This is a genomic window from Melioribacteraceae bacterium (assembly GCA_030584085.1).
Classification (GTDB): domain Bacteria; phylum Bacteroidota; class Ignavibacteria; order Ignavibacteriales; family Melioribacteraceae; genus SURF-28.
Window position 1 is genome coordinate 2,134,895 of sequence record CP129490.1, and the last position, 25,424, is coordinate 2,160,318.

Genomic DNA, 25,424 nt, shown 5'->3' on the forward strand with positions numbered 1-25,424 from the left:
TAAATTAGAACATGACAAGAATATTCAGAGAAGGTCCCGTCGGCGCTTTGATGGACGAATATGAACGAGCTGCTAATGAACTAAAATATTTAATAAAAGAAATTGACCAACACGACTACATCAAAATTGTCGATAATGAAACTACCGATCCCGACTGTAAATCAATTCAGACAATCATGAATCATGTAGTTAGATCGGGATATGCATATGCAAACTATATTAGAAAGAAGTTCGGAGAATCTTTAACTGAACGTAAAGATATTTATGAAGTAAGTACACCTTCCTCAGCTTGTGATGAAATTGATCATATGATGAATTATACTACCGACACTCTAATAAACAAAATAGAATTTACTTTTGAAGAGATGGCAAGTATTAAAATTAATTCGAACTGGGGACAGGAATACGATCTTGAACAACTGCTTGAACATGCTATTGTTCATATTCTCAGACATCGAAGACAAATTGAAAAGTTTTTAGCAATGATACGGACCAAATAAAATTATCACCATATGCAATTTTCCCAAGGATTTCAGTAAGAATAATTTTAACGCAAAAATATTTCTTAACTAACTAAACTTTATTAGAGTAAAAGAATTACAGAATGACGAGATTGAATCTGAAATCAGCAAACTCATTTAATCCAAGAAAATGGATCGCTTAATTTGAAAATTTATTGAACTGGAATGAAGCAATACTATTTAGTTGAATGTCTTTTTTCTAACTCTGTTATCACTTCATTTAAGGAGATATTTTTTTCATTCAACATAACAAGTAAGTGAAAAAGTAAGTCAGCTGTTTCATTTATAATTTCATTACGATCATTATTTTTTCCAGCGATAACCGTTTCAATTGCTTCTTCCCCGACTTTCTGAATAATTCTACTCTCACCTTGCTTGAATAATTTAGTGGTGTAAGAATTTTCTGGAAGATCTTCTTTTCTTTTTTTAACTAGATTATCTAAGTACTTGAGAAAAAGGAAATTCTCTTTTTCAATTCCGAAGCAAGAATATTGATCTAAATGACAAGTGTTACCTTCCGGATTCGCTTTAATGAGCAATGTATCATTATCGCAATCATTTTTAATATCAACGAGATTCAAATAATTACCGGAAGTTTCACCTTTCGTCCATAATCTCTTTTTTGAGCGACTGTAAAAAGTTACTTTCTTTTCGTTGATGGTTTTTTGGACTGCTTCTCTGTTCATAAATCCAAGCATCAATACTTGTCCGGTGAAATTATCTGTAATGACCGCCGGAACAAGACCGTTCATTTTATCAAAATCAATTTTGTTTATATCAATCATTAAATCCTCTTCCAAATTTTATTTAACCTTCTCAGCATCTTCTAGTCTTTGCGGTTGTTTTTCATTACTTCACCGCAAAGACGCTAAGGCGCAAAGTATCTATTAAAACCTAACCTCTACTCCCTTTTCGCGTAAATACATTTTTAAATTACTTATCTCTAATTCTTGGTAATGAAATAAACTTGCGGCTAAGCATGCATCAACTTCAGAATTTTTAAAAGCTTCGAGAAAATGTTCTTTCGTTCCTGCTCCGCCGGATGCAATTACCGGTGTAGAAACCATTTTAGTAAGCTTTGATAAAAATTCTAAATCATAACCGCTTTTTGTTCCGTCTTTATCCATTGATGTAAGTAATATCTCTCCTACTCCCCTTTCGCAAACTTCTTTACACCATGCATAACCTTCAAGTTCGGTTTCTTCTCTTCCGCCTTTTATAAAAACTTTATAAGCATCATCAATCTTTTTAATATCGATCGCCGCTACAATAGCTTGACTTCCGAATTGTTTGGATGCATCATTTATTAAATGAGGATTTTTGACAATTGCTGTATTCAACGAGACTTTATCTGCTCCGGCTTTCAAGAGCATATCAATATCGTTTAACTCAGAAATACCACCACCGACCGTGAATGGAATACGTATAACTTTGGCGACATCTTTAACAAGATCAAATAATATTTTTCTTTTATCAAAAGAAGCGGTTATATCAAGAAAGACAAGTTCATCAGCACCTTCATGGTAATATCTTTCTGCTAGTTCAACTGCCGATCCGGCATCGCGAAGATTGACAAAGTTTGTTCCCTTTACAACACGGCCATCTTTCACATCTAGACAAGGTATTATTCTTTTACTAAGCAAATTTACTTAACTCCTCTATTGATATTCTTCCTTCATAAAACGCTTTCCCAACAACGGCATACTTTATCTGATGTTCCTGCAAGTTGTGAATATCTTCTATCCTACTGATACCCCCAGAGGCAATCAAGTTAATATTTGGGAACTTGCTTATTGTCTTTTTATACAGATTAGTGTTTGGTCCTTTCAGCATTCCATCTTTGTTGATGTCGGTACATAAATAATTAAGTATATGTTTCTCACTCCATTTTTGAATGTACTCATTCAAAGAAATGTTTGTTGATTCAGTCCAACCGCTAACTTTGATTTTATCATCCAATACATCCGCTGCAAAAATGAATCTACTTTTATCATATAAATCAATCATCGATTTAACAACCGCTTCATCTTTTATGGTTATTGAACCTAAGATGAAGTAATCAATACCAATTTTATCTAACTGTTTTAGATCATCTAATTTTCTAATTCCTCCGCCGAATTCAACTTTAATTTCAAAACTAGATTTTATTTTTTCTAAAAGATTCAAACAAGTAAATGAACCGGTTTTTGATGCTTCTAAATCGACTATATGAATCCTCTTAAAGCCGGCATCATAAAATTGTCTTACAACTTCTAAAGGATTTTCTGAGTATTGTTTTGCTGAATTGAAATCACCTTTGCTTAATCTAACAGCTTTGTTTTCGATTATATCTATAGCTGGTATAACTAACATAGTTCAACAAAGTTTTTTAATAATTGAAGTCCCGCTTCACCCGATTTTTCCGGGTGGAATTGAACACCATAAAAATTATCTTTTTCTAAAACTGCACAAAATTCTAAATCATGTTCCGTTGTTGCTATTGTAGAATCATTTTTAGGAATATAATATGAGTGAGCAAAATAGAAATAAGACTTATCATCAATATTGTTAAATAACTTACTATCCTTACTTATATTCACATTGTTCCATCCCATATGCGGGACTTTAACTTTTGTCGTATCAAACTTTTTTGCTTCTCCGTTTATGACGCCAAGGCAGGCAACGTCACCCTCTTCGGAACGATCGCATAAAATGTGCATGCCAAGGCAAATTCCTAGCATTGGCTTTTTGATGACACGTAATAAAGAAAACAGATTTAATAAGTGTAATTTTTTGACAGCCGAGGACGCTTCACCAACTCCCGGGAAAATTATCTTATCAGCTTCACTTATATCTTTTTCATTTTTTGAGATTATGTGTTCAACACCAATCTCTTTTAACGCATTTGATACCGATGCTGTATTACCGGCTCCGTATTCTATTAATGCTATCATAATCTTCCCTTCGTAGTAGGTAATTTATTTTCGCTTCTTTCATCAAATCGAACTGCTTCATTAAGCGTTTTTGCAAATGACTTGAATATTGCTTCAATTTTATGATGATCATTCTTTCCCGAAGCTTTTATGTAAATATTTGCCTTTAATCCTATAGTTAAACCTCTGAAAAATTCCTCTACAAGTTCTGTTGGAAACTCACCAACCTTATCTCTTGTAAACTTAGTTTTGAAATTTAAGTAAGGTCTGCCGCTTAAATCCAGAGTTGTCTCTGCAATCGAATCATCCATCGGAAGCATAAAGCCAAATCTTTTTATTCCCTTTTTGTCTCCCAGTGCTTTGACTAAACATTCACCTAAAGTAATGCCGGTATCCTCAACTGTATGATGATAATCTACCTGCAAATCGCCCTTTACATTAAGCATGATATCAATATTTGAATGTTTGCTCAACTGTTCGAGCATATGGTCAAAGAATCCGATACCTGTATTTATCTTAAATTTACCTGAACCGTCAAGATTTAGTTTTACATTTACTTTCGTTTCATTCGTATTACGAATTTGCTGAGATGATCTAGTTTGAGATAGAACAAATTCAATCGCTTCTGAAATATTTTTACTTTTTCCATTCTTACCGACCAGTATTTGTTTAGCTTTTACTTTTTGGTTTTTCTTATCCGTTATAAAATAATTTGTTTGATAATCATTCTTACTCTCGGATTCAAAGTTAATTGCTTCCAATTCCATTAATCTTTGAATAATCGGGTCCGAGAAAGTTGGTGTTGGATAAAGTGAAACAGCTATTCCACGATTAACTAACTTTTTCAAGGAACTTATCATTCCATTAGAAAGATCGGAATGCAGATTTAATAAACTTTTATTTATTATAACTCTTGTCATAATACAACTCTCAATTCTTGAATAAACTTTTGATTTTGTTCACGTGTACCAACAGTAACTCTTAAACATCCTTCCAAGTTCAATTGATTCGATCTATTTCTAATAATTATTCCTTTCTCTATTAACTTCTCATGAACCTTATCAGCCTTACTAACCTTAAATAAAATATAATTCGCATCAGAAGGATAAACGTTTATAATACCTTTTATTGATTTCAATTCTTCCGTAAGATAATCTCTTTCGATTTTAATTTTTTCTAGGATATCATTTTTATGATCAATCTTGTTCAAAGATCTAAGCACAATATTTTCAGTTAATTTATTGATGTTATAAGGTGATTTAATATTCATCAATAATTTCACAATAAATGAATCTGAGACTGCAAAACCAAAACGAGCTCCGGCTAAGCCCCATGCTTTAGAAAATGTCCGAAGTAATACAATGTTAGAATGTTTACTTATTTCATCCAACAATTCTCTTTCATCATAAAAATCAATATACGCTTGGTCAATAACGACAATGCCGTTAAAGTTTTCGGATAAACGAATGATATCTATTTTATTTATAATATTAGCTGTCGGATTATTTGGTGAGCAGATAAAAATAATTTTTATTGACTCCAATTCCTGCTTTAGAAATTGTTCTACATTAATTTGAAAGTCGTTGTCCAATTCATAAATAATTGTCTCAACATCTTGAATATTGCAAACTACTTTATACATACCATATGTTGGTTCAAAGATTGCTGCTTTATCTTTCCCCGGTTCACAAAATATTCTTATTAATAAATCAATTATTTCATCGGAACCGACACCACAGAAAATATTATCCGGATTGATCTTTAAATAACCCCCAATGCTTTGCCTCAGTTTTAGTTGAGTTGGATCGGGATATCTATTTAACTCTAGATCATCATTGTCAATTACTGATCCGAAAGCATTTTCATTGGCATCTAAAAGTAATCCGTTAATATGCTGACTTCGCGCAGATGTGTATGGTTTCAGTTTTAGAATATTTGGTCTAACAAGTTTTTCTAAGTCAATCATTCAATCTTACCTCCACTGCATTTGCATGAGCTTTTAAACCTTCTGCATTTGCCATATCTATGACAGTTTTACCAATGTTTATAATTCCTTCTTTTGATAGTGACTGATAGGTAATTCCTTTCATGAAAGAAAGTAAATTTACACCGCTGAAAGTTTTTGCGAAACCATATGTTGGAAGCGAGTGATTTGTACCGGAAGCATAATCTCCCGCACTTTCGGGAGTGTAATTACCGAGAAACACTGAACCGGCATTTTGAACTTGTTTAAGAAAAGAGTTTGCATTTTCTATTTGCAGAATTAAATGTTCGGGTGCATAATTATTACTAAAACTTATTGCATTCTCAATTGAATCACATTTCAATAGTAACGATTTCTCCAATGCTTTCTCAGCTATTTCTTTTCGAGGTAATTTTTCCAATTGCTTGATTACTTCCAATTCAACTTCATCGATTATCTTTTGGCTAGTCGAAATAAGAATTACTTGAGAATCAATTCCATGTTCAGCTTGTGACAACAAGTCAGCGGCAGCGTACTTAGGATTTGCATTCTCATCTGCAATAATAATCACTTCACTCGGTCCAGCCGGCATATCTATTGCACATCCATCGGGATCAATACTAACTAAACTTTTTGCAGCGGTTACAAATTGATTACCGGGACCAAAAACTTTATCAACTTTTTTTACTTCCTCAGTACCGTATGCCATAAAACCAATTGCTTGAGCACCACCCAAGTCATAGACTTCATCGATCCCAAGAACTTGAGAACAATAAAGAACTTCATTTGATGGTTTTGGTGAACAAACTACAATTCTTTTGCATCCTGTTATCTTTGCGGGAATTGCAAGCATTAATAAAGTAGAGAACAGTGAAGCAGTTCCACCGGGAATGTAAAGTCCAACATTTTCAATAGCTCTGTAAACTCTCCCGCATTTAACACCTTTCATTGTCTCAATTTCATAGTCTTTTGGAAACTGTACTTCATGAAATTTTGTGATGTTTGCGATAGCTGATTTAATCGCTTGCTTCAAATCGGAATCAATAGATTGTTCCGCTTCATCAATGTCTTTTTGTTTTACTCTCAAATCGGAATCTTTTAGTTCGTCATATTCTTTGGCGAATTTAATAATTGCATTCATTCCTTCGTTTTTAATTTCACTTAAAATTGGTTGTACAATTCCAAATACTTTTTCATTATCAATCGCCGGTCTTTTGAGAAGCGGTTGATAATCCTCCTTTGAAATATTTTTTAGATTTACTTTTTTCATAATATCATATTCTCTATTGGTAACAAAATTATTCCGGTAGCACCGATAGATTTTAATTCGCCAACTATCGACCAAAATTTTTCCTTAGGAATTACAGCATGGACCGCCACTAAATTTTCTTCAGCCAATGGTACTACTGTAGGACTTTTTAATGAAGGAATGATTTTCTGAATTTTTTCTAAACTCTCTTTTGCAACATTCATCATTAAGTACTTAGAATTTTTTGCTAGCAGAACGGAATCGATTCGTGCCTTGAACTCATTCAATAAATTTTGCTTGGTAGGATTAAAATCTTTACTCTTAATTATAACTGCTTCCGATTCAAAAACAGTAAATGATTCTTTAAGTTTATTGGACTTGAGCGTGTTGCCGGTTGATACAATATCGCATATATAATCCGCTACTCCGAGTGAAGGCGCTATTTCAACAGAACCGCTAATATCAATTACTCTTGAGTTAAGTAAATTTTCGTCTAAAAATTTCTTAAGTAATTGAGGGTGGGATGTCGCAATTCTCTTTTCATTAAGAGAAATTAAATCTGAGATATCTTCTTCTTCGGGGACACCTATCATCAATTTACACTTCCCGAATCCAAGTTTTTTAATTATCTCTGCCTTAGCACCGCGTTCAATTAATACATTCTCACCAACAATACCGATATCGGCTACACCGTCTTGAACATATTCGGGAATATCATCATCACGTAAAAAAAGAATATCTAATTTGAAATTATTAGCCGAGATAAATAATCTTTCGGAATAATTTTCAATATCGAATCCGCATGATTTAAGGAGTTCGAGAGATTTATCAGACAACCTCCCTTTTTTCTGGATTGCTAGTTTTAGATTACCGTTCATTATATTCTCCTTTAAAACAAAAAACCCCGGCATGCGCCGGGGTTCTTATTAATTTTTATAAAATTATTTAAATCACATCGACGCTTTCATCAGAAAGATTAAATGATGATGAGCGTGATGTAATGTTAAATTGATTTTCATTTCTTTGTCACAACTAAATTGATCCGCAAATATAATCAAATATTTTATTCTGTCAAGTTTGAGAACGTGTTCATATTGTTTAATGTTCCGAAGACTTCTTAAAGGAAAATCAGGGTGAAAACCTCGATAAAAAGAGCCTCTTTCTCTTATTTATTCTTAAAAAAGTACGATTTTACTTAAAAAATTATCCTTTTTTGTCGGTTTTCATTTTTTGTAATATAAATAATCACTAAGTTTCATTAGCAAATTAAGTTAAATTTGTCTTTATATAAGTAATATTCACCCCACAAAATGTATTGGAGTTGTTATGTCAGATTATATTGAAAAAATAATTTCAGAAGTAAAAGCAAAAAATCCTGCTGAACCTGAATTTCATCAAGCAGTTGAAGAAGTACTAGAATCACTTGAAATAGTATTAGACAGACATCCTGAGTACCGCTCTGCAAAAATTATTGAAAGAATGGTTGAACCGGAAAGAATAATTACATTTAGAGTGCCTTGGATGGATGATCAAGGTGAGGTTCATGTAAACAGAGGTTACAGAATTGAAATGAACAGTGCAATCGGACCATATAAAGGCGGTCTTCGTTTCCACCCTTCTGTTACATTAGGTATATTAAAATTCTTAGCCTTCGAGCAAGTCTTCAAAAATAGTTTAACAACATTGCCAATGGGTGGTGGAAAAGGCGGTTCCGACTTTGATCCCAAAGGTAAAAGTGATAATGAAGTCATGAGATTCTGTCAAAGCTTTATGTCAGAATTGTTCAGACATATTGGACCGAACACTGACGTACCGGCAGGTGATATTGGTGTTGGCGCTAGAGAGATTGGTTACTTATTCGGTCAATACAAAAGATTAAGAAATGAATTCACCGGCGTTTTAACCGGAAAAGGATTGAATTGGGGTGGATCTCTAATTCGTCCGGAAGCCACAGGTTTTGGAGCCACTTATTTTGCTCAAGAAATGTTGAAAACTAAGGGAACAAGTTTTGAAGGTAAAACTGTTGCGGTTTCCGGTTTTGGTAACGTAGCTTGGGGAGCTGTAACAAAAATAACCGAACTTGGCGGTAAAGTCGTAACCATTTCGGGTCCGGATGGATTTGTTTATGATAAAGATGGAATCTCAGGAGAAAAAATTGACTATATGTTGAAACTTAGAGCAACTGCTCAAGATATAGTTGAACCTTATGCAAAAGAATTTAAAGTAGAATTTCATCCTGGCAAACGCCCTTGGGGAGTTAAAGTTGATGTTGCAATGCCTTGCGCAACTCAAAATGAACTCGATGGAAACGATGCAAATGAACTAGTTAAAAATGGTTGCATTTGTGTTTGCGAAGGCGCGAATATGCCGACTACAATTGAAGGTTATAAAGTATTTGAAAATTCAAAAATACTTTATGCACCCGGTAAAGCTGCAAACGCGGGTGGTGTTGCGACTTCCGGATTGGAGATGACACAAAATAGTATGAGACTTCCATGGTTGCGTGATGAAGTTGATGCTAAACTACATCAAATTATGAAAAACATACACGATACATGTGTTGATACTGCAGAAAGATTTGGCAAGCCAGAAAATTATGTTGTAGGTGCTAACATTGCCGGATTCTTAAAGGTAGCAGACGCAATGCTTGATCAAGGTTTAGTATAATACCTGCTTAAACCAACTTTTCAAGGCAATCGATAATTTTTTGAATCATTGAATCGATTGCCTTTTTTATTATATTTTAACCAACCGATAAAAACAAACTGAAACCAACCATGAAGATGAACAAGATAGAACAGCTCAATCTAAAAAGTATTTTTGGGCAGCGGATTAAGAGATTTCAAAGATTAATGAAATATAAAATCCGTGATATTCTTCTTGTATCAAGTTTATATGATAATTATCTATTTGAGGAAGATGGAAGGCTATACGAATTAATAAGAGAAGAATATCAAAATCTAAATCTTAGTCACGCTCCGGAAATAACTGCAGTTACCACAGCTTCAGAAGCAATTGAGATGATGAGTAATGGTAAAAGCTCTTTCGATTTAATAATTACAACACTTCATATTGAGGATATGCATGTTATTGACTTCGCTAAATCTATTAGAGAAAACGGAACTGAAACACCAATTGTTTTATTAGCTTATGATAACAGAGAAAGAAAGGAAGTTCAGACACATTATGATGTATCAATCTTCGATAAAATTTTTATTTGGCAAGGTGATTACAGATTACTAATCGGTATTATAAAGTATGTTGAAGATAAACTAAACGTTGAAAACGACACGCTCTCTGCGGGTGTTCAATCAATAATTCTTGTTGAAGATAATGTAAAATTCTATTCAACTTATTTACCTCTGATCTATAAGGAAATTCTCAAACAGTCACAGCACTTGCTGACTGAAGGAGTAAATTTAACACACAAATATTTGAGGATGAGAGCTCGTCCGAAAATTCTTCTCTGCACAACATATGAAGAAGCCTGGGAATACTATGAAAAATTTCATGAATATATTCTTGGAATAATTACCGACATTAATTTTAAACATAATAATGTCCGAGATCCTGAAGCAGGTATAAAGTTTGCAATAGAAGTGCGAAAACTTCATCATGATATACCCATTGTTTTGCAATCGAGTAATCCGGAGTATCAATCTCATGCAAGTGAAATTGGAGCGGGATTTTTATTGAAAGGTTCTCCTCGCCTACTGCATGACTTAAGAAATTTCATGCTGGAAAATTTTGGATTTGGTGATTTTATTTTCAGATTACCAAATGGTACCGAAGTTGACAGAGCATCAAACCTTAAGCAACTCGAAGATAAGCTTAAAATTGTTTCGGATGAATCGATAATTTTTCATTCCGAAAGAAATGATTTTTCAAGATGGTTAAAGGCACGAACCGAATTTTGGTTGGCTGACAGACTCCGGCCCAGAAAATTATCTGATTTTCCTACCACGGAAGCACTGCGAAATAATCTTATTGATTCCTTAGTTCTCTATCAACAGTTAAGAACCAGAGGAATAGTTACCGACTTTGACAAGAATACATTTGATCCAAATAATAGTTTCGCAAGAATCGGAGGCGGATCGTTAGGCGGGAAAGCTCGCGGTCTAGGATTTATCAATACACTTATTAATAATTATGAACTTCATGATAAATTTCCGGGTATTCAAATTTCCGTTCCCTCTGCAATCGTAATTGCTACAGATGTTTTCGATCAATTTATTGAAGAGAACAAGCTATTTAATTTTGCGTTAAATGAAAACAATGACGACTTAATTGCAAAAACTTTTAGAGAAGCCCATATCTTTTCAGTTGAAGTAAAAGCTAAGCTAGCAGATTTTATTGATATAATCAGAGAACCACTTGCTGTTCGTTCATCAAGTTTATTGGAAGATTCACAATTTCAACCTTTCGCGGGTGTTTATAAAACTTTCATGATACCGAATAACGACCCAGACCCGGCTGTTAGACTTGAAGAACTTTTAACTGCTGTTAAGAGTGTTTATGCATCTCAATTTCTTAGCTCGGCAAAAGATTATATGAAAGCAACTTCATATAGACTTGAAGAAGAAAAAATGGCTGTAATTGTTCAGAGACTGATCGGTTCAACACATGAATCAAGATTCTATCCTGATTTTGCCGGTGTTGCAAAGTCTTACAATTTTTATCCTGTTCCGCCTCAAAAATCAGCAGACGGAATTGCATACGTTGCATTAGGTTTGGGACAAACGGTAGTTGAAGGCGGAGAAACAGTTAGGTTTTGTCCGAAGTATCCGAAGCATCTTTTACAGTTTTTTTCCACAAAGGAAACAATACGAAATGCACAACAAGATTTTTACGCATTAGATCTTAAAACTAAAATCACAAGTTCAGATCAAGACCCGGAAATATTTGTAAAAAATTATGACCTATCCGCCGCAGAAAAAGATCAAACGCTTTATTACGTCGGATCAACTTACTCTCCGGAGAATGATGCCGTCTATGATGGCATTTCAAGAGCCGGCAAACGTGTTGTCACTTTTGCCCCAATACTAAAACATAAAGTTTTCCCGCTTGCAGAAATTCTTGATTTACTCCTAGAACTTGGTACTTGGGGAATGGGTACTTTTGTTGAAATCGAATTTGCCGTAAACATGAACGTCAAACCAAAAGAATTTGCATTTCTGCAAATGCGTCCGTTAGTAATTAGTCGAGAAGTTGAAACACTTAAACTGGATGATTATTCGGATGATAAGTTAATTTGCAGAAGTACTCAAGTTTTGGGCAACGGTACTTTCCATGGAATTCACGACATAGTTGTGGTTGACATTAATAAATTTGATAGAGGAAAAAGTAAAGAAGTTGCCTACGAAATAAGTCAGTTCAATAAAAAATTACTTGAGCAAAATAAACCTTACATATTAATCGGTGTCGGAAGATGGGGTTCATTCGATCATTGGCTTGGAGTTCCTGTTACTTGGGATCAAATATCAGGAGCAAGTGCAATTGTTGAATCTGGTTTTAAGGATTTTAGTGTGACTCCTTCTCAAGGTTCACATTTTTTTCAAAATATTACAAGTTTTAGAGTTGGTTATTTTACGGTTAACTCAACTGATAAATTTGCATTAATTGACTGGGAATGGATGAGAAATCAACCTGCAGTTGAGGAATTTCAATTTGCCAGACATCTTGAATTTTCTGATCCGATTTCCGTTAAAATAAATGGGCATCAGAATCAAGGAATTATTTTAAAACCGGGAATGTTAACCTGACCAAAATTAGTGGTGGTCAATGAGTCTTTTACAAAATTTATCTGTTAATTTACTCGAATTAACATTACAAAATCTTCCCTTCGGTTATGCTATTTTTGATTTTAGTGGTGATTTAAAATACTCCAACAAACTATTTGCGGAACATTTTAATATTGATGAAAACGAAATATCAAATAAAAACATATTTGCATTTCTAAATGAAGAAACGGCCGAAAAACTTCAGGTATTTTGCAACCAACTTTCTCATTCAAATAACAAACAACTTCAGCTTGAACAAAAAATATTTGTGAGCAATAAAAAAATAAAATGGCTGAAAAACACTTTTGTGAAAGACGGCGCAAGTAATGATAATTTATTATTTCATTTTGTTGAAGACATTACAGAAAGAAAAAAAATTGAAATAGAAATACTAGAAAAAGCAAATCATTATAAAACTGTTTTTAACAACACAAATGACGCAATATTTTTATGTTATCTTAATTATGGTAAAACACTAAGTAATTTTTTTGATGCAAATCTCGAGGCAATAAAACGACTTCATTTTTCCAAAGATGAATATATAGAAATGTCTCCTTCCAGATTATTTTTTGACAGTAATGAATCAAGAGAGATTGAATTAGTAAATAAACTAATTTGTGATGGGATGAGCATCTTCACTGCGAACTTGCATTCTAAAATTAATCAAAAAGTTTATTCGGAAGTAAATTCCTATTTGTTCGATTATGAAGGAAGACAAGCAATAGTTTTTATTGCACGTGATCTAAGTGAAAGAAACAGATATGAAAATGAACTATTAAATTACGGGGAAAATTTAAGAAACTTAGCACTTCATTTACAAACTGTTCGCGAGGAAGAAAGGAAAAACATTTCTAGAGAAATTCACGATGAACTCGGTCAGGTATTAACAGTCCTTAAAATCCAAACATCATTGCTTGAAAAGAAAGTATCTCATGTTCAGCCCGAATTGAAGGAGAAATTTGATTCGATTATAAATATAATCGATTCTTCGGTGGAATCTGTTCAGAGAATTTGTGAAAAACTTAGACCCGGGATTTTAGATGAACTCGGACTTTCAGCTGCTATCGAATGGCAGACAAAGGAGTTTTCAAAAAGTACAAAAATTGATTGTATTGTAGAATTGCCAAATGAAGAAATTGTTTTAGAATCTGAAAAGAGAATTGCAGTGTTTAGAATCTATCAAGAAGCATTAACAAATTCCGCTCGACATTCTAACGCATCTAAAATTAATATAACTATGAAACTTGAAGATGATAAATTAATTTTATCAATTAAAGATAACGGTAAAGGTATAACTCAAAATCAAGTTAATAATCCTCGTTCGTTAGGTATACTTGGAATGAGAGAAAGAGCTTTAATTCTAGGTGGCAATTTAAATATAAAAAGTACTATGGGCAGTGGAACATTAGTAAATTTGGAACTTCCAATTTCATAATAAAAAAGAATGATAAAGATTATCATAGTTGATGACCACGCTATTGTCCGTGAAGGTCTCAAACAAATAGTAGCCGAAGTTTCTGATATTCAAGTTGCGGGTGAAGCCGGTTCGTATGCTGATTTAATTTTACTATTACAAAATATTGAATGTAATTTGATTGTGATGGATATTAATATCCCCGATAAATCCGGCATTGAGATCACAAAAGAAATCACAATGCAATCTTCGCATATTCCAATTCTAATATTGAGTATGTATAGTGAAGAACAATATGGTATAAGAGCAATAAAAGCCGGTGCTTCGGGCTATCTGCAAAAAATTAGCGCTCCAACCGAATTAATTACTGCTATAAGAAAAATTTATAAGGGCGGAAAATATATTAGTCCGCTATTAGCAGATAAATTAGCCGAGTATATGAATACCTCAAAGAATGATCTTCCCCACGAAGTTTTATCAGACCGAGAATATACTGTAATGTTAAAAATTGCCACGGGTCTATCCGCCGAAGAAATTGCAAATGAATTGAATATCAGCACAAATACAGTTTACAGCTATCGTAATAGAATTTTCGAGAAGATACACTTGAAATCGAATGTTGAGTTAACACAGTATGTTTTACGGAATAAACTTTTAATATAATTTTAGACGCACTTCTAATTCTATCTCGTCACTTACAATTCATGTAACAAAAATTGTTACATGTTTATCAAAAATTCTACTCTATCCCTTGCACGTGTATTCCTCTAAATTGATTCTAGGCTATACCAATTCATTATAATAATAATTGGAGACTTCAAAATGTCAGATTACGTAAAAGAATTAATGGCAGAAGTAAAATCGAAAAACCCGGCTGAGCCGGAATTCCATCAAGCAGTTCAAGAAGTAACCGAATCAATCTCGATTGTATTGGACAGACATCCTGAATACCGAGCAGCTAAAATTTTAGAGAGAATTATTGAACCGGAACGTGTAATAACCTTTCGTGTACCTTGGGTTGATGAGCAAGGTGAAGTTCATATTAACCGCGGCTATAGGATTGAAATGAATAGTGCTATTGGTCCTTACAAAGGAGGTCTTCGATTTCACCCCTCAGTAAATCTTGGTATTCTAAAATTTCTTGCCTTCGAACAAGTATTTAAAAACAGTCTAACTTCCTTACCTATGGGCGGTGGTAAAGGAGGATCTGATTTTGATCCAAAAGGAAAAAGTGATTTAAAAGTAATGAGATTTTGTCAGGCATTTATGAGCGAACTCTATAGGCACATCGGACCAAACACGGATGTTCCAGCCGGTGATATAGGTGTTGGCGGTAGAGAAATTGGTTATCTTTTTGGACAGTATAAAAAATTAAGAAATGAATTTACAGGCGTACTAACTGGTAAAGGATTGAACTGGGGAGGTTCTTTAATTAGACCAGAAGCAACAGGCTATGGAGCCGTTTATTTTGCCGCTGAAATGCTTTCGACAAAGAATGAAACTTTGGAGGGAAAAACATGTTTAGTATCCGGAAGCGGAAACGTGGCACAATATACCGTAGAAAAAATAAATTCACTCGCCGGTAAAGTCATCACTCTCTCGGATTCAAACGGATATATTTTTGATGAAGAAGGAATAGATGACAAAAAATTAGAGTTTGTAATGCAGCTTAAAAACGTTAGGAGAGGAAGAATTTCTGAATATACTGAAAAATATAAAAATGCTGTATATACAGAACTCGATCCAAAAATGGAATACAATCCACTATGGAATCATAAAGCTGATTGTGCTTTCCCAAGTGCCACACAAAACGAAATAAACGAAAAAGATGCACAGAACTTGATCAAAAATGGAGTATATGTTGTCAGCGAAGGCGCTAATATGCCTACAACAATTGAAGGTGTTAATGTTTTTCTTGATGAAAAAATATTATACGGACCGGGCAAAGCAGCAAATGCCGGTGGTGTTGCGGTTTCCGGACTTGAAATGTCACAAAATAGTATGAGACTTCCATGGCCGAAAGCAGAGGTTGATGAAAGACTAAGAATGATAATGAAAAATATTCATACAACTTGTGTTGCCAATGCTGATAGATTCGGAACTCCGGGGAATTATGTAAACGGTGCTAATATCGGTGGATTCTTAAAAGTTGCCGATGCTATGATTGACCAAGGAGTCGTATAATTTTTTTTTATTCAAATCAAGCTGTCTCAATTGCGACATTTGTAAATGTCTTATCTATGTTCTTTTGAGACAGCCTCTTTTTTCATATATTTCATTATCTATAACTTCTTTCGATTATAATGAAAGAGTCACCCTCTGATTTGTTTGATTCGATGTGGATTGAGCACGGTTACGGAAATCGATTTCAAGGTTTCCAAAATCTTATGCGATTCCGTATTCGGGATATTCTCCTAGTCTCGAGTCTTTATGATCTATACCTTTACGAAGAAGACGGGAGATTGTATGAACTAATCCGAAATGAATATCAAGGATTACAATTAAGTCATTCCCCCGAGTTAACTAGAGTTTCTAGCGGTCATGATGCGATTACAATTGCAAAGGAAGAAAAAAGATTTGACCTAATAATTACTACGCTCCATATCGAGGATATGCATGCAACACAACTCGCCAAACTTGTAAAAGAATCCAACCTAGATATTCCGATTGTTTTGTTAGCACATGATAACAAGGAACTGAAATATTTACTATTAAATAAAAACGCAGATGTATTCGATAAAATTTTTGTATGGCAAGGTGATTTTAGAATCATCATTGCCATAATCAAGTATTTTGAAGACCGGGCTAACGTTTCACATGATTCTAAAATTGTAGGTGTTCAGAGTATAATTGTAATTGAGGACAGTGTTCGGTACTATTCTTCAATTCTTCCAATAATATATACCGAAACGATGAAACAATCGCAGAGATTGATTTCCGAAGGTATCAACTTAAGTCACAAGTTTTTACGAATGAGAGCTAGACCAAAAATTCTACTTTGTTCAAATTACGAAGAAGCTTGGGAATATTATATAAAATATAAAGAGTTTATCTTAGGTATAATTTCCGATATCGATTTCCCGCATAACGGAGTTCAAGACCCACAGGCAGGAATTAAATTTGCCGCAAATGTAAAAGCGCAGCAAAGTGATATTCCAATACTTTTACTCTCGCACAATAATGAAAATGAGGAAGGTGCACTCAAGTATAAAGCTTCATTTATATTAAAGGATTCTCACACTCTTCTTAATGAGTTACGCCAATTTATGGTGAATTATTTCAGTTTCGGTGATTTTGTTTTTAGAACCGAAAATGGTCATGAAGTTGGCAGAGCTTGTGATTTAAAATCACTCGTTGAGCAGATGAAAGTCGTTCCGGTGGAAAGCATAAAATTTCATGCTGAACGAAATCATTTCTCAAATTGGTTAAAAGCCAGAACGGAATTTTATTTAGCACATCAACTTCGTCCGAGAAAAGTTACCGATTATAGTTCCGTTGAAGAATTGAGAGCATACTTAATAAAAGCTGTACTGAATTATATCAGTTTTCGTCAAAGAGGAATAATCACAGATTTTTCGAAAGAAACATTTGATCCGGGAAGCAGTTTTGCAAGAATCGGCGGCGGTTCACTTGGAGGTAAAGCACGCGGATTGAGTTTTGTTAACACATTAATAAACAACTACAATGTTCGTGAAAGTTTTGAAGATATTCAGATTTCCGTACCATCGGCAATTGTATTAGGCACCGATATTTTCGATCAATTTCTCGAAGAAAATAATCTTAAAAAGTTTGCATTGAATTGTAATGATGATACCGAGATAACCAGAAAATTTCTTGAAGCAAGTAAATTTCCGGAGGATATACTTGGTGAACTTGCTGCTTTCCTAGATATTGTCAGATCACCTCTTGCAATTAGGTCATCAAGTTTACTCGAAGATTCCCAATATCATCCGTTTGCCGGAGTTTATGAAACATATATGATTCCGAATATTCATTCAAATTCTCTCATAAGATTAAACGATTTGCTCAATAGCATAAAAAGAGTTTATGCCTCTACATTTTACCAGAGTGCAAAAAATTACATTAAAGTTACATCCTACCGTTTGGAAGAAGAAAAGATGGCGGTTATCATACAACGCATGGTTGGTAATACACATCAAAATAGATTTTACCCGGATTTTTCTGGGGTAGCAAAATCATATAATTTTTATCCGATCGCTCCTCAAAAATCTACTGATGGTATAATCTCCGTCGCTCTCGGTTTAGGTAAAACTGTTGTTGATGGCGGAAATACAGTTAGATTCTGTCCAAAATATCCGACTGATCTAATTCAGTTTTACTCGGTTAAAGAATCATTGAATAGTTCTCAATTGGATTTCTTCGCATTATTATTAGATGGAAATTCTGAATTTGGTTATGAAACGCATGATATGCTTCTAAAAAAATATGATTTGACTACTGCAGAGAATGACGGTTCACTTCACTATGTTGGTTCAACTTACTCACCTGAGAATGATCGAATTTACGATGGACTAAGCAGAAATGGGTCAAGACTTGTAACCTTCGGACCAATTCTTCGGAATAAACTTTTTCCCTTACCAAAAATTTTAGAATTGCTTTTAGATATGGGTACTTGGGGAATGGGCACCCCTGTTGAAATTGAGTTTGCGGTTAATATGACACCCGACAAAGGTAAACCCAAGGAATTCGGGATATTGCAGATGAGACCGTTAGTTATTAACCATGAAATAGAAGAATTAGTAATTGACGATTCAAACAAAGAAGAAATTATTGCTTACAGCACACAAGTTCTGGGGAATGGATTAATCAACGATATAAAGGATATTGTTTATGTAGAATATGATAAGTTCGATAGAGCAAAGAGCCGTGATGTTGCAAAAGAGGTTAGTTACTTTAATTCAAAACTTTTAGAAGAAAATAAACCTTATTTATTAATCGGTGTCGGAAGATGGGGTTCATTAGATCCTTGGCTAGGTATTCCCGTAACATGGGAACAAATTGCCGGTGCTAAAGTTATTGTTGAATCGGGTTTTAAAGAATTTTCTGTTATGCCTTCTCAAGGAACACACTTCTTTCAAAATATTACTTCCTTTATGATTGGGTATTTTACAGTCAATTCCGATAAATTAGGTTATATAGACTGGGCTTGGTTGAAAAATCAAACTGAGATTGAGAGAAAAGTTTTCACTAAACATATAAAACTTGAGAAACCTTTACTTATTAAAATGAACGGTCAGGAAAATAAAGGTATAATCCTTAAACCGGAGAGTTAAATTGGCCGAAGAAAATAAAGATAGTAAAATAATTCTCGATCAATGTCCTCACTGCGGACACAAACTAAGTCCGTGGCAGCAAGTACTTCTTAGCGTTGATAGGGCTTTGATGTGCAAGAATTGCTGGTATAGAATAATATTGGATGATATTAAAAAATCACCACAAAAAACTGATTCCCCAAAAGAAGATAAAAAAGAGGAATAGCCTGATGGAATCTTACAATTCATTCAAGGTGGCTCAGCAGCAAGTTCTCGAGTCAGCTAAATTATTAAATTTAGATCAAGCTACTGTTGAGTTATTAATTTATCCTCAAAGAGAATTTAAGTTCACATTCCCAGTTAAAATGGATAACGGTAAGGTCAAAATTTTTCATGGTTGGAGAATACAATATAATACGGCACGCGGACCGGCAAAAGGCGGTATTAGATTTCATCCCGATGAAACAGTCGATACTATAAGAGCATTAGCATGTTGGATGACCTGGAAAACAGCTGTAGTCGATTTACCGCTCGGCGGCGGTAAAGGCGGTGTTTGCTGTGATCCTAAATCTTTATCCGATAGAGAACTTGAAGCAATTTCTCGCGGTTATATACGAGCTATTGCTCCGGTCATTGGAATTGAACGAGACATACCTGCCCCTGATGTTTATACAAATCCACAGACAATGACTTGGATGATGGACGAATACGAAACTATTATCAATAAGCATCAGCCGGGAATATTAACCGACAAACCTCAGCAAGTCGGCGGAACTGAAGGCAGACGTGACGCAACTGCACGTGGAGGTGTTATTAATGTTAGAGAAGCTTGTAAAGTTTATGGGTTCGACCCGACCAAGACTTATGCAATACAAGGGTTCGGTAATGCAGGCCAACGTGCTGCACTGCTTCATCAAGAACTTCTCGGCGGAGGGAAGCTTATTGCAGTAAGTGATTCACGTGCGGCAATTTATAATCAGGAAGGAATGGACCCGAAAGAATTGGTTACACACAAATTAAAAACCGGTTCTGTAAATAATTTTCCGGGAGCAAAATCAATTCCACATGATGAACTACTAACTCTTGATGTGGAAATCTTATATCCGGCCGCTTTAGAGAATGCAATAACTTCGGAAAATGCCCATAATATTAAAGCAAAAATAATAAGTGAATTAGCAAACGGTCCGACTACACCTGAAGCAGATTTGATCTTAAACAAAAACGGCATTCATGTAATACCCGATATTTTAGCGAGCGCCGGTGGTGTGACTGTTTCATATTTTGAAATGGTTCAGGATAAGTATTCATATTTCTGGGAGGAAGAACAAGTTCAGCAAAGATTGGATAAGAAAATTTCAAAAGCTTATCACACTGTACAAGAAGCGATTAAGGATAAAAAAGTTCATCCACGTTTGGCGGCAATGGTTGTCGGAGTTGCTCGTGTTGCTGAAGCTTGTAAATTACGTGGTTGGGTTTAAGAAAAATAAGGGGATCAATTAATAATTAATCCCCTTAATGATATTATTCAGTTAATTCAGTAGTAATCGTACCGCCACCCATCATTGCAGGAAGTTTGCTTTCTGATTTTATAATTTTTCTGTCATCTTTACTAATCCATAACATAGATTCACCGTCTCCATCTTCGGCAGGTTTAACTTCAACCTTATAAGCATCATAATCCTTACCGGAAACATTCACTGTTTCTGAAGCGACAACTTTAATGTTCATCTGCTTTGATTTTGCACCCATCATATCAAATTGATCAATTTGAACTGCGTAATTCTCTGCTAAAGGAAGTGAGGCAATTGCTATTTCCATACCGACGCCATCTGATAGTACAGGCGAATCCAGAGAAAGATTAATCGGCATGTTTTGTGGACCGGCTACAATCGAACCCTCAACTTTATCTGAAGAGAAATTCATTTTCACAGTCGCCATTGCTTGCTTTGCCGAACGCTTGATTGGAAGCAATGTTTTCTCATTAACGTAAAGTGTATCAGCTCCAGACATCATACCGGTGACATTTTCGATTACTTGTATTGCATTTATTCCGTCAACATTAGTTTTTGAAAATTCACGTGACATATTCATTTTAATTTCTTGACCACGGGCATTAACAGTTATTTCATACTTTCCACCATTAAGATCAATTGATGAACCATCAAATTCAGAAACTCTCTCAATTACATTTGGTTGAGCCTCCGGTAGAGTAACCGTATTTATATCAACCATCAAAGAATTATATCTGTCTTTAATTTCATCACGTAAATCTTCTTGATATCTACCGCCTAAGTGATCAGCAAAGAATTTTTCCATTGCATAAAACATCGCTAGTCTGTTTTCTAATCCGGCAAAACCATGACCTTCATCTTCAGCTATCATATATTCTACATCTCTTCCAAGATCTCGCAATGCAACAATAATCTGATCAGATTCGGCTTGTTTAACACGCGGATCGTTTGCTCCTTGAACAACGAATAACGGTTTTGTAATATTTTCAGCATAGTTTAATGGTGATTGTTCCTCAAGCATTTTTCTTTCTTCAGAATCATTTATATCTCCTACTCTTACATCAAATATTTTTTTCATCGGTGCCCAGTAAGGCGGAATTGAATTTAACAACGTAATAATATTCGAAGGACCGACAATATCAAATCCAGCTGCATAAATTTCAGGTGTAAATGCTAAACCGGCTAATGTAGCATAACCACCATATGAACCGCCTGCTATTGCAACTTTATTAGGATCTGAAATACCTTCTTTTATCAGATAATTAACAGCATCTGTAATATCATGCTGCATTGCACCTCTTCCCCATTCTTTATTTCCGGCATTTAGAAAATGTTTCCCATAACCGGTTGATCCTCTAAAATTCGGTTGCAGAACCGCATAACCTCTGTTTGCAAGAAATTGTGCTATCGGATCATATCCCCAGTAATCACGTGACCACGGTCCGCCGTGTATGAGAAGTATGGTAGGAAGATTTTCTGAAGGAATACCTTTTGGTAATGTTAGATATCCCGGTATTGATAAACCATCACGCGCTTCATATCGTATAGGTTTCATTTCTGCTAAATGTTCAGATGGAAGTTTGGGATTTGATTGATATAAAAATTCCGCAGTACCTTTCGTTCTATCAAAGATATAAACAGAACCGGGATCAACATCTCTAGAAACGCCTACAACCCAAATATTTTCATCGTTTGTCATTGAGCGTAACGAAACTTCACCTTCGGGGAGAAGCGATTTTAATTTTTCGTAATCCGCTTCAAATTCTTTGTTCTTGAAATAAAGTCTTTGTTTATCACCTACATATGCAGTAAAAATTAATTCATTTGTTATGTCGGAAAAATATGCGCCGCTAAAATCTACTTCATCCAAAGGATCTTTTTCGATGAATTCTATTTTATCGTTATCAAGATGGTAGAGCATAAGTTGTGTCTTATCTAATTCATCACCTTTGTTGGTAATTAAATAAAACGAATTGCCATCAGGTGTAAATCTGATTGGTGATGCTGTTTCTTCATTATTAACAGAATAAATCGGAAGCAATTGATCACCGTCAATTTTTAATAATTCACTTCCGCCATCTGGTAATATTCTAATCCCGAGTTTTAAATTTCCGTCCAAATCAACCGACCAGCTAACTACGTTTTGGTCGTTCTGCCATAAAAGTTCTTTACTTCCGTCTGTTAAATTCAATTTGTAAACATCATGCACTTGCGGATTTCTGTCATTCAAACCTATGATGATATGATTTGGAGAACTGTTGGGAACGGAATAAATCATTGCTCGTACATCGTCGAAAGGTGTTAAATCTCTCGCTTCGGGAACAGGGTCACCTGATGCGGATGGATCAACGGCATAAACTCTAAAATTCTCGTCACCACCTTTATCTTGAACAAACAAAACATATTTACTATCGACAGACCAAAAGTAACTTCTTATTGGTCTTTTAGTATCGGCTGTTAGAGGGCGAGCATCTTCGAAAGGTTCATCAATACCTTTTACCCAAATATTTCTAACATTATTAAACGGCTTAATAAAAGTGATGTAGTTACCGTCGGGAGAAATTTGTGCACCGGATAATTCCGGATCACCAAAAAATATCTCACGATCAATTAATGGAGGAAGTTGTGCAAACATTTGAATCCCGTAAATTGTTAGAAACAATAAAATTAAACATAGCTTTTTCATTTGTTAACCCTTTTGTTTGGAATACTCTTTATATAATCAGAAATCGCAAATTCAATATAATTCGAATCTAATTAAAATTGAAAATTAATATGTTATTTGAAGAAAATGTAAAAGTAATGCACTTTTTTTGATACGATTTTACACCGATTTTTTCAGAAAAGTTCTCTCGAATTATTATCTTGTCCACCATTATAAAAATTTATCAAAAACAAAAGTAGGTGAATCGTGAGAAAAGTATATATCTTTTTCATTGCAGTACTGATATTAAATTCTATCAGTAATACATACGCTTGTACAAACTTTATTGTAACCAAAGGTGCATCAACCGATGGATCAGTACATATATGTTATACTGCCGACTCATTCGGTTTTTATGGAGAGTTGTATCATTTCCCCGCTACAAAATATCCAGAAGGTGCCATGCTTGATATATATGAATGGGATACCGGAAAATTTCTCGGTCAAATAAAACAAGCTCGCGAAACATATAATGTAATCGGTAATATGAATGAACATCAAGTTGTAATTGGTGAGACAACATTCGGAGGCAGACCTGAATTACGAAATAAGGAAGGAATAATTGATTACGGAAGTTTGATGTATATAACACTTCAAAGAGCAAAAACCGCTCGTGAAGCAATTGATATAATGACTAGTTTAGTTCAAGAATACGGATATTATAGTTCCGGAGAATCATTTTCTATCGGTGATGCAAATGAAGCATGGATTTTAGAAATGATCGGGAAAGGTGAAGGCAACAAAGGAACCGTTTGGGCTGCTGTCAGAATTCCGGATGGGTACGTTTCCGGACATGCTAATCAAGCAAGGATTACTAAAATTAAATTGAATGACCCGGATAATTATCTTTATTCTCCTGATGTAATTTCATTTGCACGTGAAAAAGGTTACTTCGAAGGCGAAGATTCCGAATTCAATTTTTCCGATGCTTATGCGCCTCTTGATTTCGGGGCAATAAGATTTTGTGATGCTCGTGTTTGGTCACTCTTTAGAAGAGTAAATAATGATATGGATAAATACCTCCCCTACATTCAAGGCGAATCATTAGAACGTATGCCGCTCTACATTAAACCAGATACAAAACTTTCAACTCATGATGTAATGCATCTGATGAGAGATCATTATCAAGGTACTGAATTGGATATAACAAAAGGAGTAGCAGCCGGAGTTTATGAAATGCCTTATCGCTGGAGACCACTTGTTTGGGAACATGAAGATGAAGAGTATTTTCATGAGCGACCAATTTCTACACCGCAAACTGCTTGGTCATTTGTAAGTCAATCGCGATCAGATTTGCCTCGTGAAATAGGCGGTGTGCTTTGGTACGGTGTTGATGATACATATTTTACTGTTTATGTTCCGATGTATGCATCCATCACAAAAGCACCTTATAATTTTGGAGAAGGTATTGCATCACTTTCAAAATTTAGCTGGGATTCTGCTTTCTGGGTTTTCAATTTTGTCTCAAACTTTTCATATCCAAAATTTTCTTTAGTTATAGAAGATGTACAAAATGTACAAAATGAATTAGAAGGTAAGTTCCTTTCACGTCAAGCTGCGATTGAAAATGCCGCATTAGCTTTATATAAAGATTCTCCCGGCAAAGCAATCGATCATCTAACAAATTATACAAATGAAGTTGCTGATCTCACAATTAAGAGATGGAAAAAACTTGGCGAGGATTTGATCCTTAACTATATCGATGGAATAAAAAAGGATGAATATTATAAACCAAAGAATGTCGGTTATCCGGAAGAATTCAAGCAAAAGATTATTGCTGAAAGCGGTGAACGATTCAAAATGAAAAAACTTTCAGTAGAAATTGATGAAGAATATCGCTCTGCAAAGAAAGACGCAGATAATTTATTGAATAGTAAAAAATATGCTGAAGCAAAGGAAGCATTCAAAAAATTGGTTGAGTTAAAACCTGACGATGAATATGCTTTGGCAAAGCTCAAACTGATTGACGAAACACTTGCAAGAATCGAAGAACTTCACAACGAAAAATTTAACTCGAAATCTTCTGAACTCATTAGTCATTGATCAAATACAAAGCTTCCCGCAATTTCAAAAATTGCGGGAAGCTAAAATTACTTT

19 protein-coding genes are annotated in these 25,424 nt (G+C 34.6%); 10 read left to right on the forward strand and 9 right to left on the reverse strand.

Annotated elements, in window-relative coordinates; translation table 11 throughout:
• Positions 1–11 precede the first annotated feature (11 nt).
• Positions 12–500, forward strand: a complete 489-nt coding sequence (locus tag QY331_09755; GenBank protein WKZ68238.1) for a DinB family protein — start codon at positions 12–14, stop codon at positions 498–500.
• Between the two features lie 197 nt (positions 501–697).
• Here the strand turns inward: QY331_09755 and hisIE are convergent, their stop codons facing one another.
• The 8 genes from hisIE to hisG form a co-directional block, all read right to left on the reverse strand.
• Positions 698–1,306 carry a bifunctional phosphoribosyl-AMP cyclohydrolase/phosphoribosyl-ATP diphosphatase HisIE gene (gene hisIE, locus QY331_09760; protein ID WKZ68239.1) on the reverse strand — a complete coding sequence of 203 codons (609 nt, stop codon included), beginning with the start codon at positions 1,304–1,306 and terminating at the stop codon, positions 698–700.
• Positions 1,307–1,408: 102 nt separating this feature from the next.
• Positions 1,409–2,164, reverse strand: a complete 756-nt coding sequence (gene hisF / locus QY331_09765; GenBank protein WKZ68240.1) for an imidazole glycerol phosphate synthase subunit HisF — start codon at positions 2,162–2,164, stop codon at positions 1,409–1,411.
• Positions 2,157–2,873 carry a 1-(5-phosphoribosyl)-5-[(5-phosphoribosylamino)methylideneamino]imidazole-4-carboxamide isomerase gene (gene hisA, locus QY331_09770; protein WKZ68241.1) on the reverse strand — a complete coding sequence of 239 codons (717 nt, stop codon included), beginning with the start codon at positions 2,871–2,873 and terminating at the stop codon, positions 2,157–2,159. Before hisA ends, hisF begins: the two co-directional genes overlap by 8 nt.
• Positions 2,867–3,454 carry an imidazole glycerol phosphate synthase subunit HisH gene (gene hisH, locus QY331_09775; GenBank protein ID WKZ68242.1) on the reverse strand — a complete coding sequence of 196 codons (588 nt, stop codon included), beginning with the start codon at positions 3,452–3,454 and terminating at the stop codon, positions 2,867–2,869. The genes hisA and hisH overlap by 7 nt, the downstream gene beginning before the upstream one ends.
• Entirely contained in the window at positions 3,451–4,353 is a 903-nt protein-coding gene (gene hisB / locus QY331_09780) for an imidazoleglycerol-phosphate dehydratase HisB (GenBank protein WKZ68243.1), read from the reverse strand. Before hisB ends, hisH begins: the two co-directional genes overlap by 4 nt.
• Positions 4,350–5,399, reverse strand: coding sequence for a histidinol-phosphate transaminase (gene hisC, locus QY331_09785; GenBank protein ID WKZ68244.1), 1,050 nt, complete (start codon positions 5,397–5,399; stop codon positions 4,350–4,352). The genes hisB and hisC overlap by 4 nt, the downstream gene beginning before the upstream one ends.
• The gene (gene hisD, locus QY331_09790) at positions 5,392–6,666 is read right to left on the reverse strand and encodes a histidinol dehydrogenase (GenBank protein WKZ68245.1); all 1,275 of its coding nucleotides are present in this window, start codon (positions 6,664–6,666) and stop codon (positions 5,392–5,394) included. Before hisD ends, hisC begins: the two co-directional genes overlap by 8 nt.
• A complete protein-coding gene (gene hisG, locus QY331_09795; protein WKZ68246.1) occupies positions 6,663–7,523 on the reverse strand; it encodes an ATP phosphoribosyltransferase in 861 nt (286 codons plus the stop codon). The genes hisD and hisG overlap by 4 nt, the downstream gene beginning before the upstream one ends.
• 448 nt (positions 7,524–7,971) lie before the next feature.
• Here hisG and gdhA (QY331_09800) point away from each other — a divergent pair, with 448 nt between their 5' ends.
• From gdhA (QY331_09800) to QY331_09835, 8 genes are all read left to right on the forward strand, one after another.
• Positions 7,972–9,312, forward strand: coding sequence for an NADP-specific glutamate dehydrogenase (gene gdhA, locus QY331_09800; GenBank protein ID WKZ68247.1), 1,341 nt, complete (start codon positions 7,972–7,974; stop codon positions 9,310–9,312).
• A gap of 185 nt (positions 9,313–9,497) precedes the next feature.
• Complete coding sequence (locus tag QY331_09805) at positions 9,498–12,407, forward strand: PEP/pyruvate-binding domain-containing protein (protein ID WKZ68248.1); 2,910 nt, start codon at positions 9,498–9,500, stop codon at positions 12,405–12,407.
• 19 nt (positions 12,408–12,426) lie between these two features.
• Entirely contained in the window at positions 12,427–13,860 is a 1,434-nt protein-coding gene (locus QY331_09810; protein WKZ68249.1) for a histidine kinase, read from the forward strand.
• 9 nt (positions 13,861–13,869) lie between these two features.
• Positions 13,870–14,502: a response regulator transcription factor gene (locus QY331_09815; GenBank protein ID WKZ68250.1), complete on the forward strand. Its 633-nt coding sequence runs from the start codon at positions 13,870–13,872 to the stop codon at positions 14,500–14,502.
• A 159-nt stretch (positions 14,503–14,661) separates the two neighbouring features.
• On the forward strand, positions 14,662–16,023 hold the full coding sequence (gene gdhA, locus QY331_09820) for an NADP-specific glutamate dehydrogenase (GenBank protein ID WKZ68251.1): 1,362 nt from the start codon (positions 14,662–14,664) through the stop codon (positions 16,021–16,023).
• A gap of 119 nt (positions 16,024–16,142) precedes the next feature.
• Positions 16,143–19,133: a PEP/pyruvate-binding domain-containing protein gene (locus tag QY331_09825; GenBank protein ID WKZ68252.1), complete on the forward strand. Its 2,991-nt coding sequence runs from the start codon at positions 16,143–16,145 to the stop codon at positions 19,131–19,133.
• A gap of 1 nt (position 19,134) precedes the next feature.
• Positions 19,135–19,338 carry a hypothetical protein gene (locus QY331_09830; GenBank protein WKZ68253.1) on the forward strand — a complete coding sequence of 68 codons (204 nt, stop codon included), beginning with the start codon at positions 19,135–19,137 and terminating at the stop codon, positions 19,336–19,338.
• A gap of 4 nt (positions 19,339–19,342) precedes the next feature.
• On the forward strand, positions 19,343–20,590 hold the full coding sequence (locus QY331_09835; protein ID WKZ68254.1) for a Glu/Leu/Phe/Val dehydrogenase: 1,248 nt from the start codon (positions 19,343–19,345) through the stop codon (positions 20,588–20,590).
• A gap of 43 nt (positions 20,591–20,633) precedes the next feature.
• On the opposite strand, the gene QY331_09840 is transcribed toward QY331_09835, so the two are convergent.
• Positions 20,634–23,309 (reverse strand): alpha/beta fold hydrolase, encoded by a 2,676-nt coding sequence (locus QY331_09840; GenBank protein WKZ68255.1) that lies wholly within the window; start codon positions 23,307–23,309, stop codon positions 20,634–20,636.
• A 225-nt stretch (positions 23,310–23,534) separates the two neighbouring features.
• On the opposite strand from QY331_09840, the gene QY331_09845 reads away from it, so the two are divergent.
• Positions 23,535–25,370, forward strand: coding sequence for a C69 family dipeptidase (locus QY331_09845; protein ID WKZ68256.1), 1,836 nt, complete (start codon positions 23,535–23,537; stop codon positions 25,368–25,370).
• Positions 25,371–25,424: the final 54 nt, after the last annotated feature.

Excerpts from the sequence above, each read along its gene's own strand:
- QY331_09755 (WKZ68238.1), top strand. The coding sequence starts at position 12 with ATGACAAGAATATTCAGAGAAGGTCCCGTCGGCGCTTTGATGGACGAA.
- hisIE (WKZ68239.1), bottom strand. The coding sequence starts at position 1,306 with ATGATTGATATAAACAAAATTGATTTTGATAAAATGAACGGTCTTGTT.
- hisA (WKZ68241.1), bottom strand. The coding sequence starts at position 2,873 with ATGTTAGTTATACCAGCTATAGATATAATCGAAAACAAAGCTGTTAGA.
- hisH (WKZ68242.1), bottom strand. The coding sequence starts at position 3,454 with ATGATAGCATTAATAGAATACGGAGCCGGTAATACAGCATCGGTATCA.
- hisB (WKZ68243.1), bottom strand. The coding sequence starts at position 4,353 with ATGACAAGAGTTATAATAAATAAAAGTTTATTAAATCTGCATTCCGAT.
- hisC (WKZ68244.1), bottom strand. The coding sequence starts at position 5,399 with ATGATTGACTTAGAAAAACTTGTTAGACCAAATATTCTAAAACTGAAA.
- hisD (WKZ68245.1), bottom strand. The coding sequence starts at position 6,666 with ATGAAAAAAGTAAATCTAAAAAATATTTCAAAGGAGGATTATCAACCG.
- hisG (WKZ68246.1), bottom strand. The coding sequence starts at position 7,523 with ATGAACGGTAATCTAAAACTAGCAATCCAGAAAAAAGGGAGGTTGTCT.
- gdhA (WKZ68247.1), top strand. The coding sequence starts at position 7,972 with ATGTCAGATTATATTGAAAAAATAATTTCAGAAGTAAAAGCAAAAAAT.
- QY331_09805 (WKZ68248.1), top strand. The coding sequence starts at position 9,498 with ATGAAATATAAAATCCGTGATATTCTTCTTGTATCAAGTTTATATGAT.
- QY331_09810 (WKZ68249.1), top strand. The coding sequence starts at position 12,427 with ATGAGTCTTTTACAAAATTTATCTGTTAATTTACTCGAATTAACATTA.
- QY331_09815 (WKZ68250.1), top strand. The coding sequence starts at position 13,870 with ATGATAAAGATTATCATAGTTGATGACCACGCTATTGTCCGTGAAGGT.
- gdhA (WKZ68251.1), top strand. The coding sequence starts at position 14,662 with ATGTCAGATTACGTAAAAGAATTAATGGCAGAAGTAAAATCGAAAAAC.
- QY331_09825 (WKZ68252.1), top strand. The coding sequence starts at position 16,143 with ATGAAAGAGTCACCCTCTGATTTGTTTGATTCGATGTGGATTGAGCAC.
- QY331_09835 (WKZ68254.1), top strand. The coding sequence starts at position 19,343 with ATGGAATCTTACAATTCATTCAAGGTGGCTCAGCAGCAAGTTCTCGAG.
- QY331_09840 (WKZ68255.1), bottom strand. The coding sequence starts at position 23,309 with ATGAAAAAGCTATGTTTAATTTTATTGTTTCTAACAATTTACGGGATT.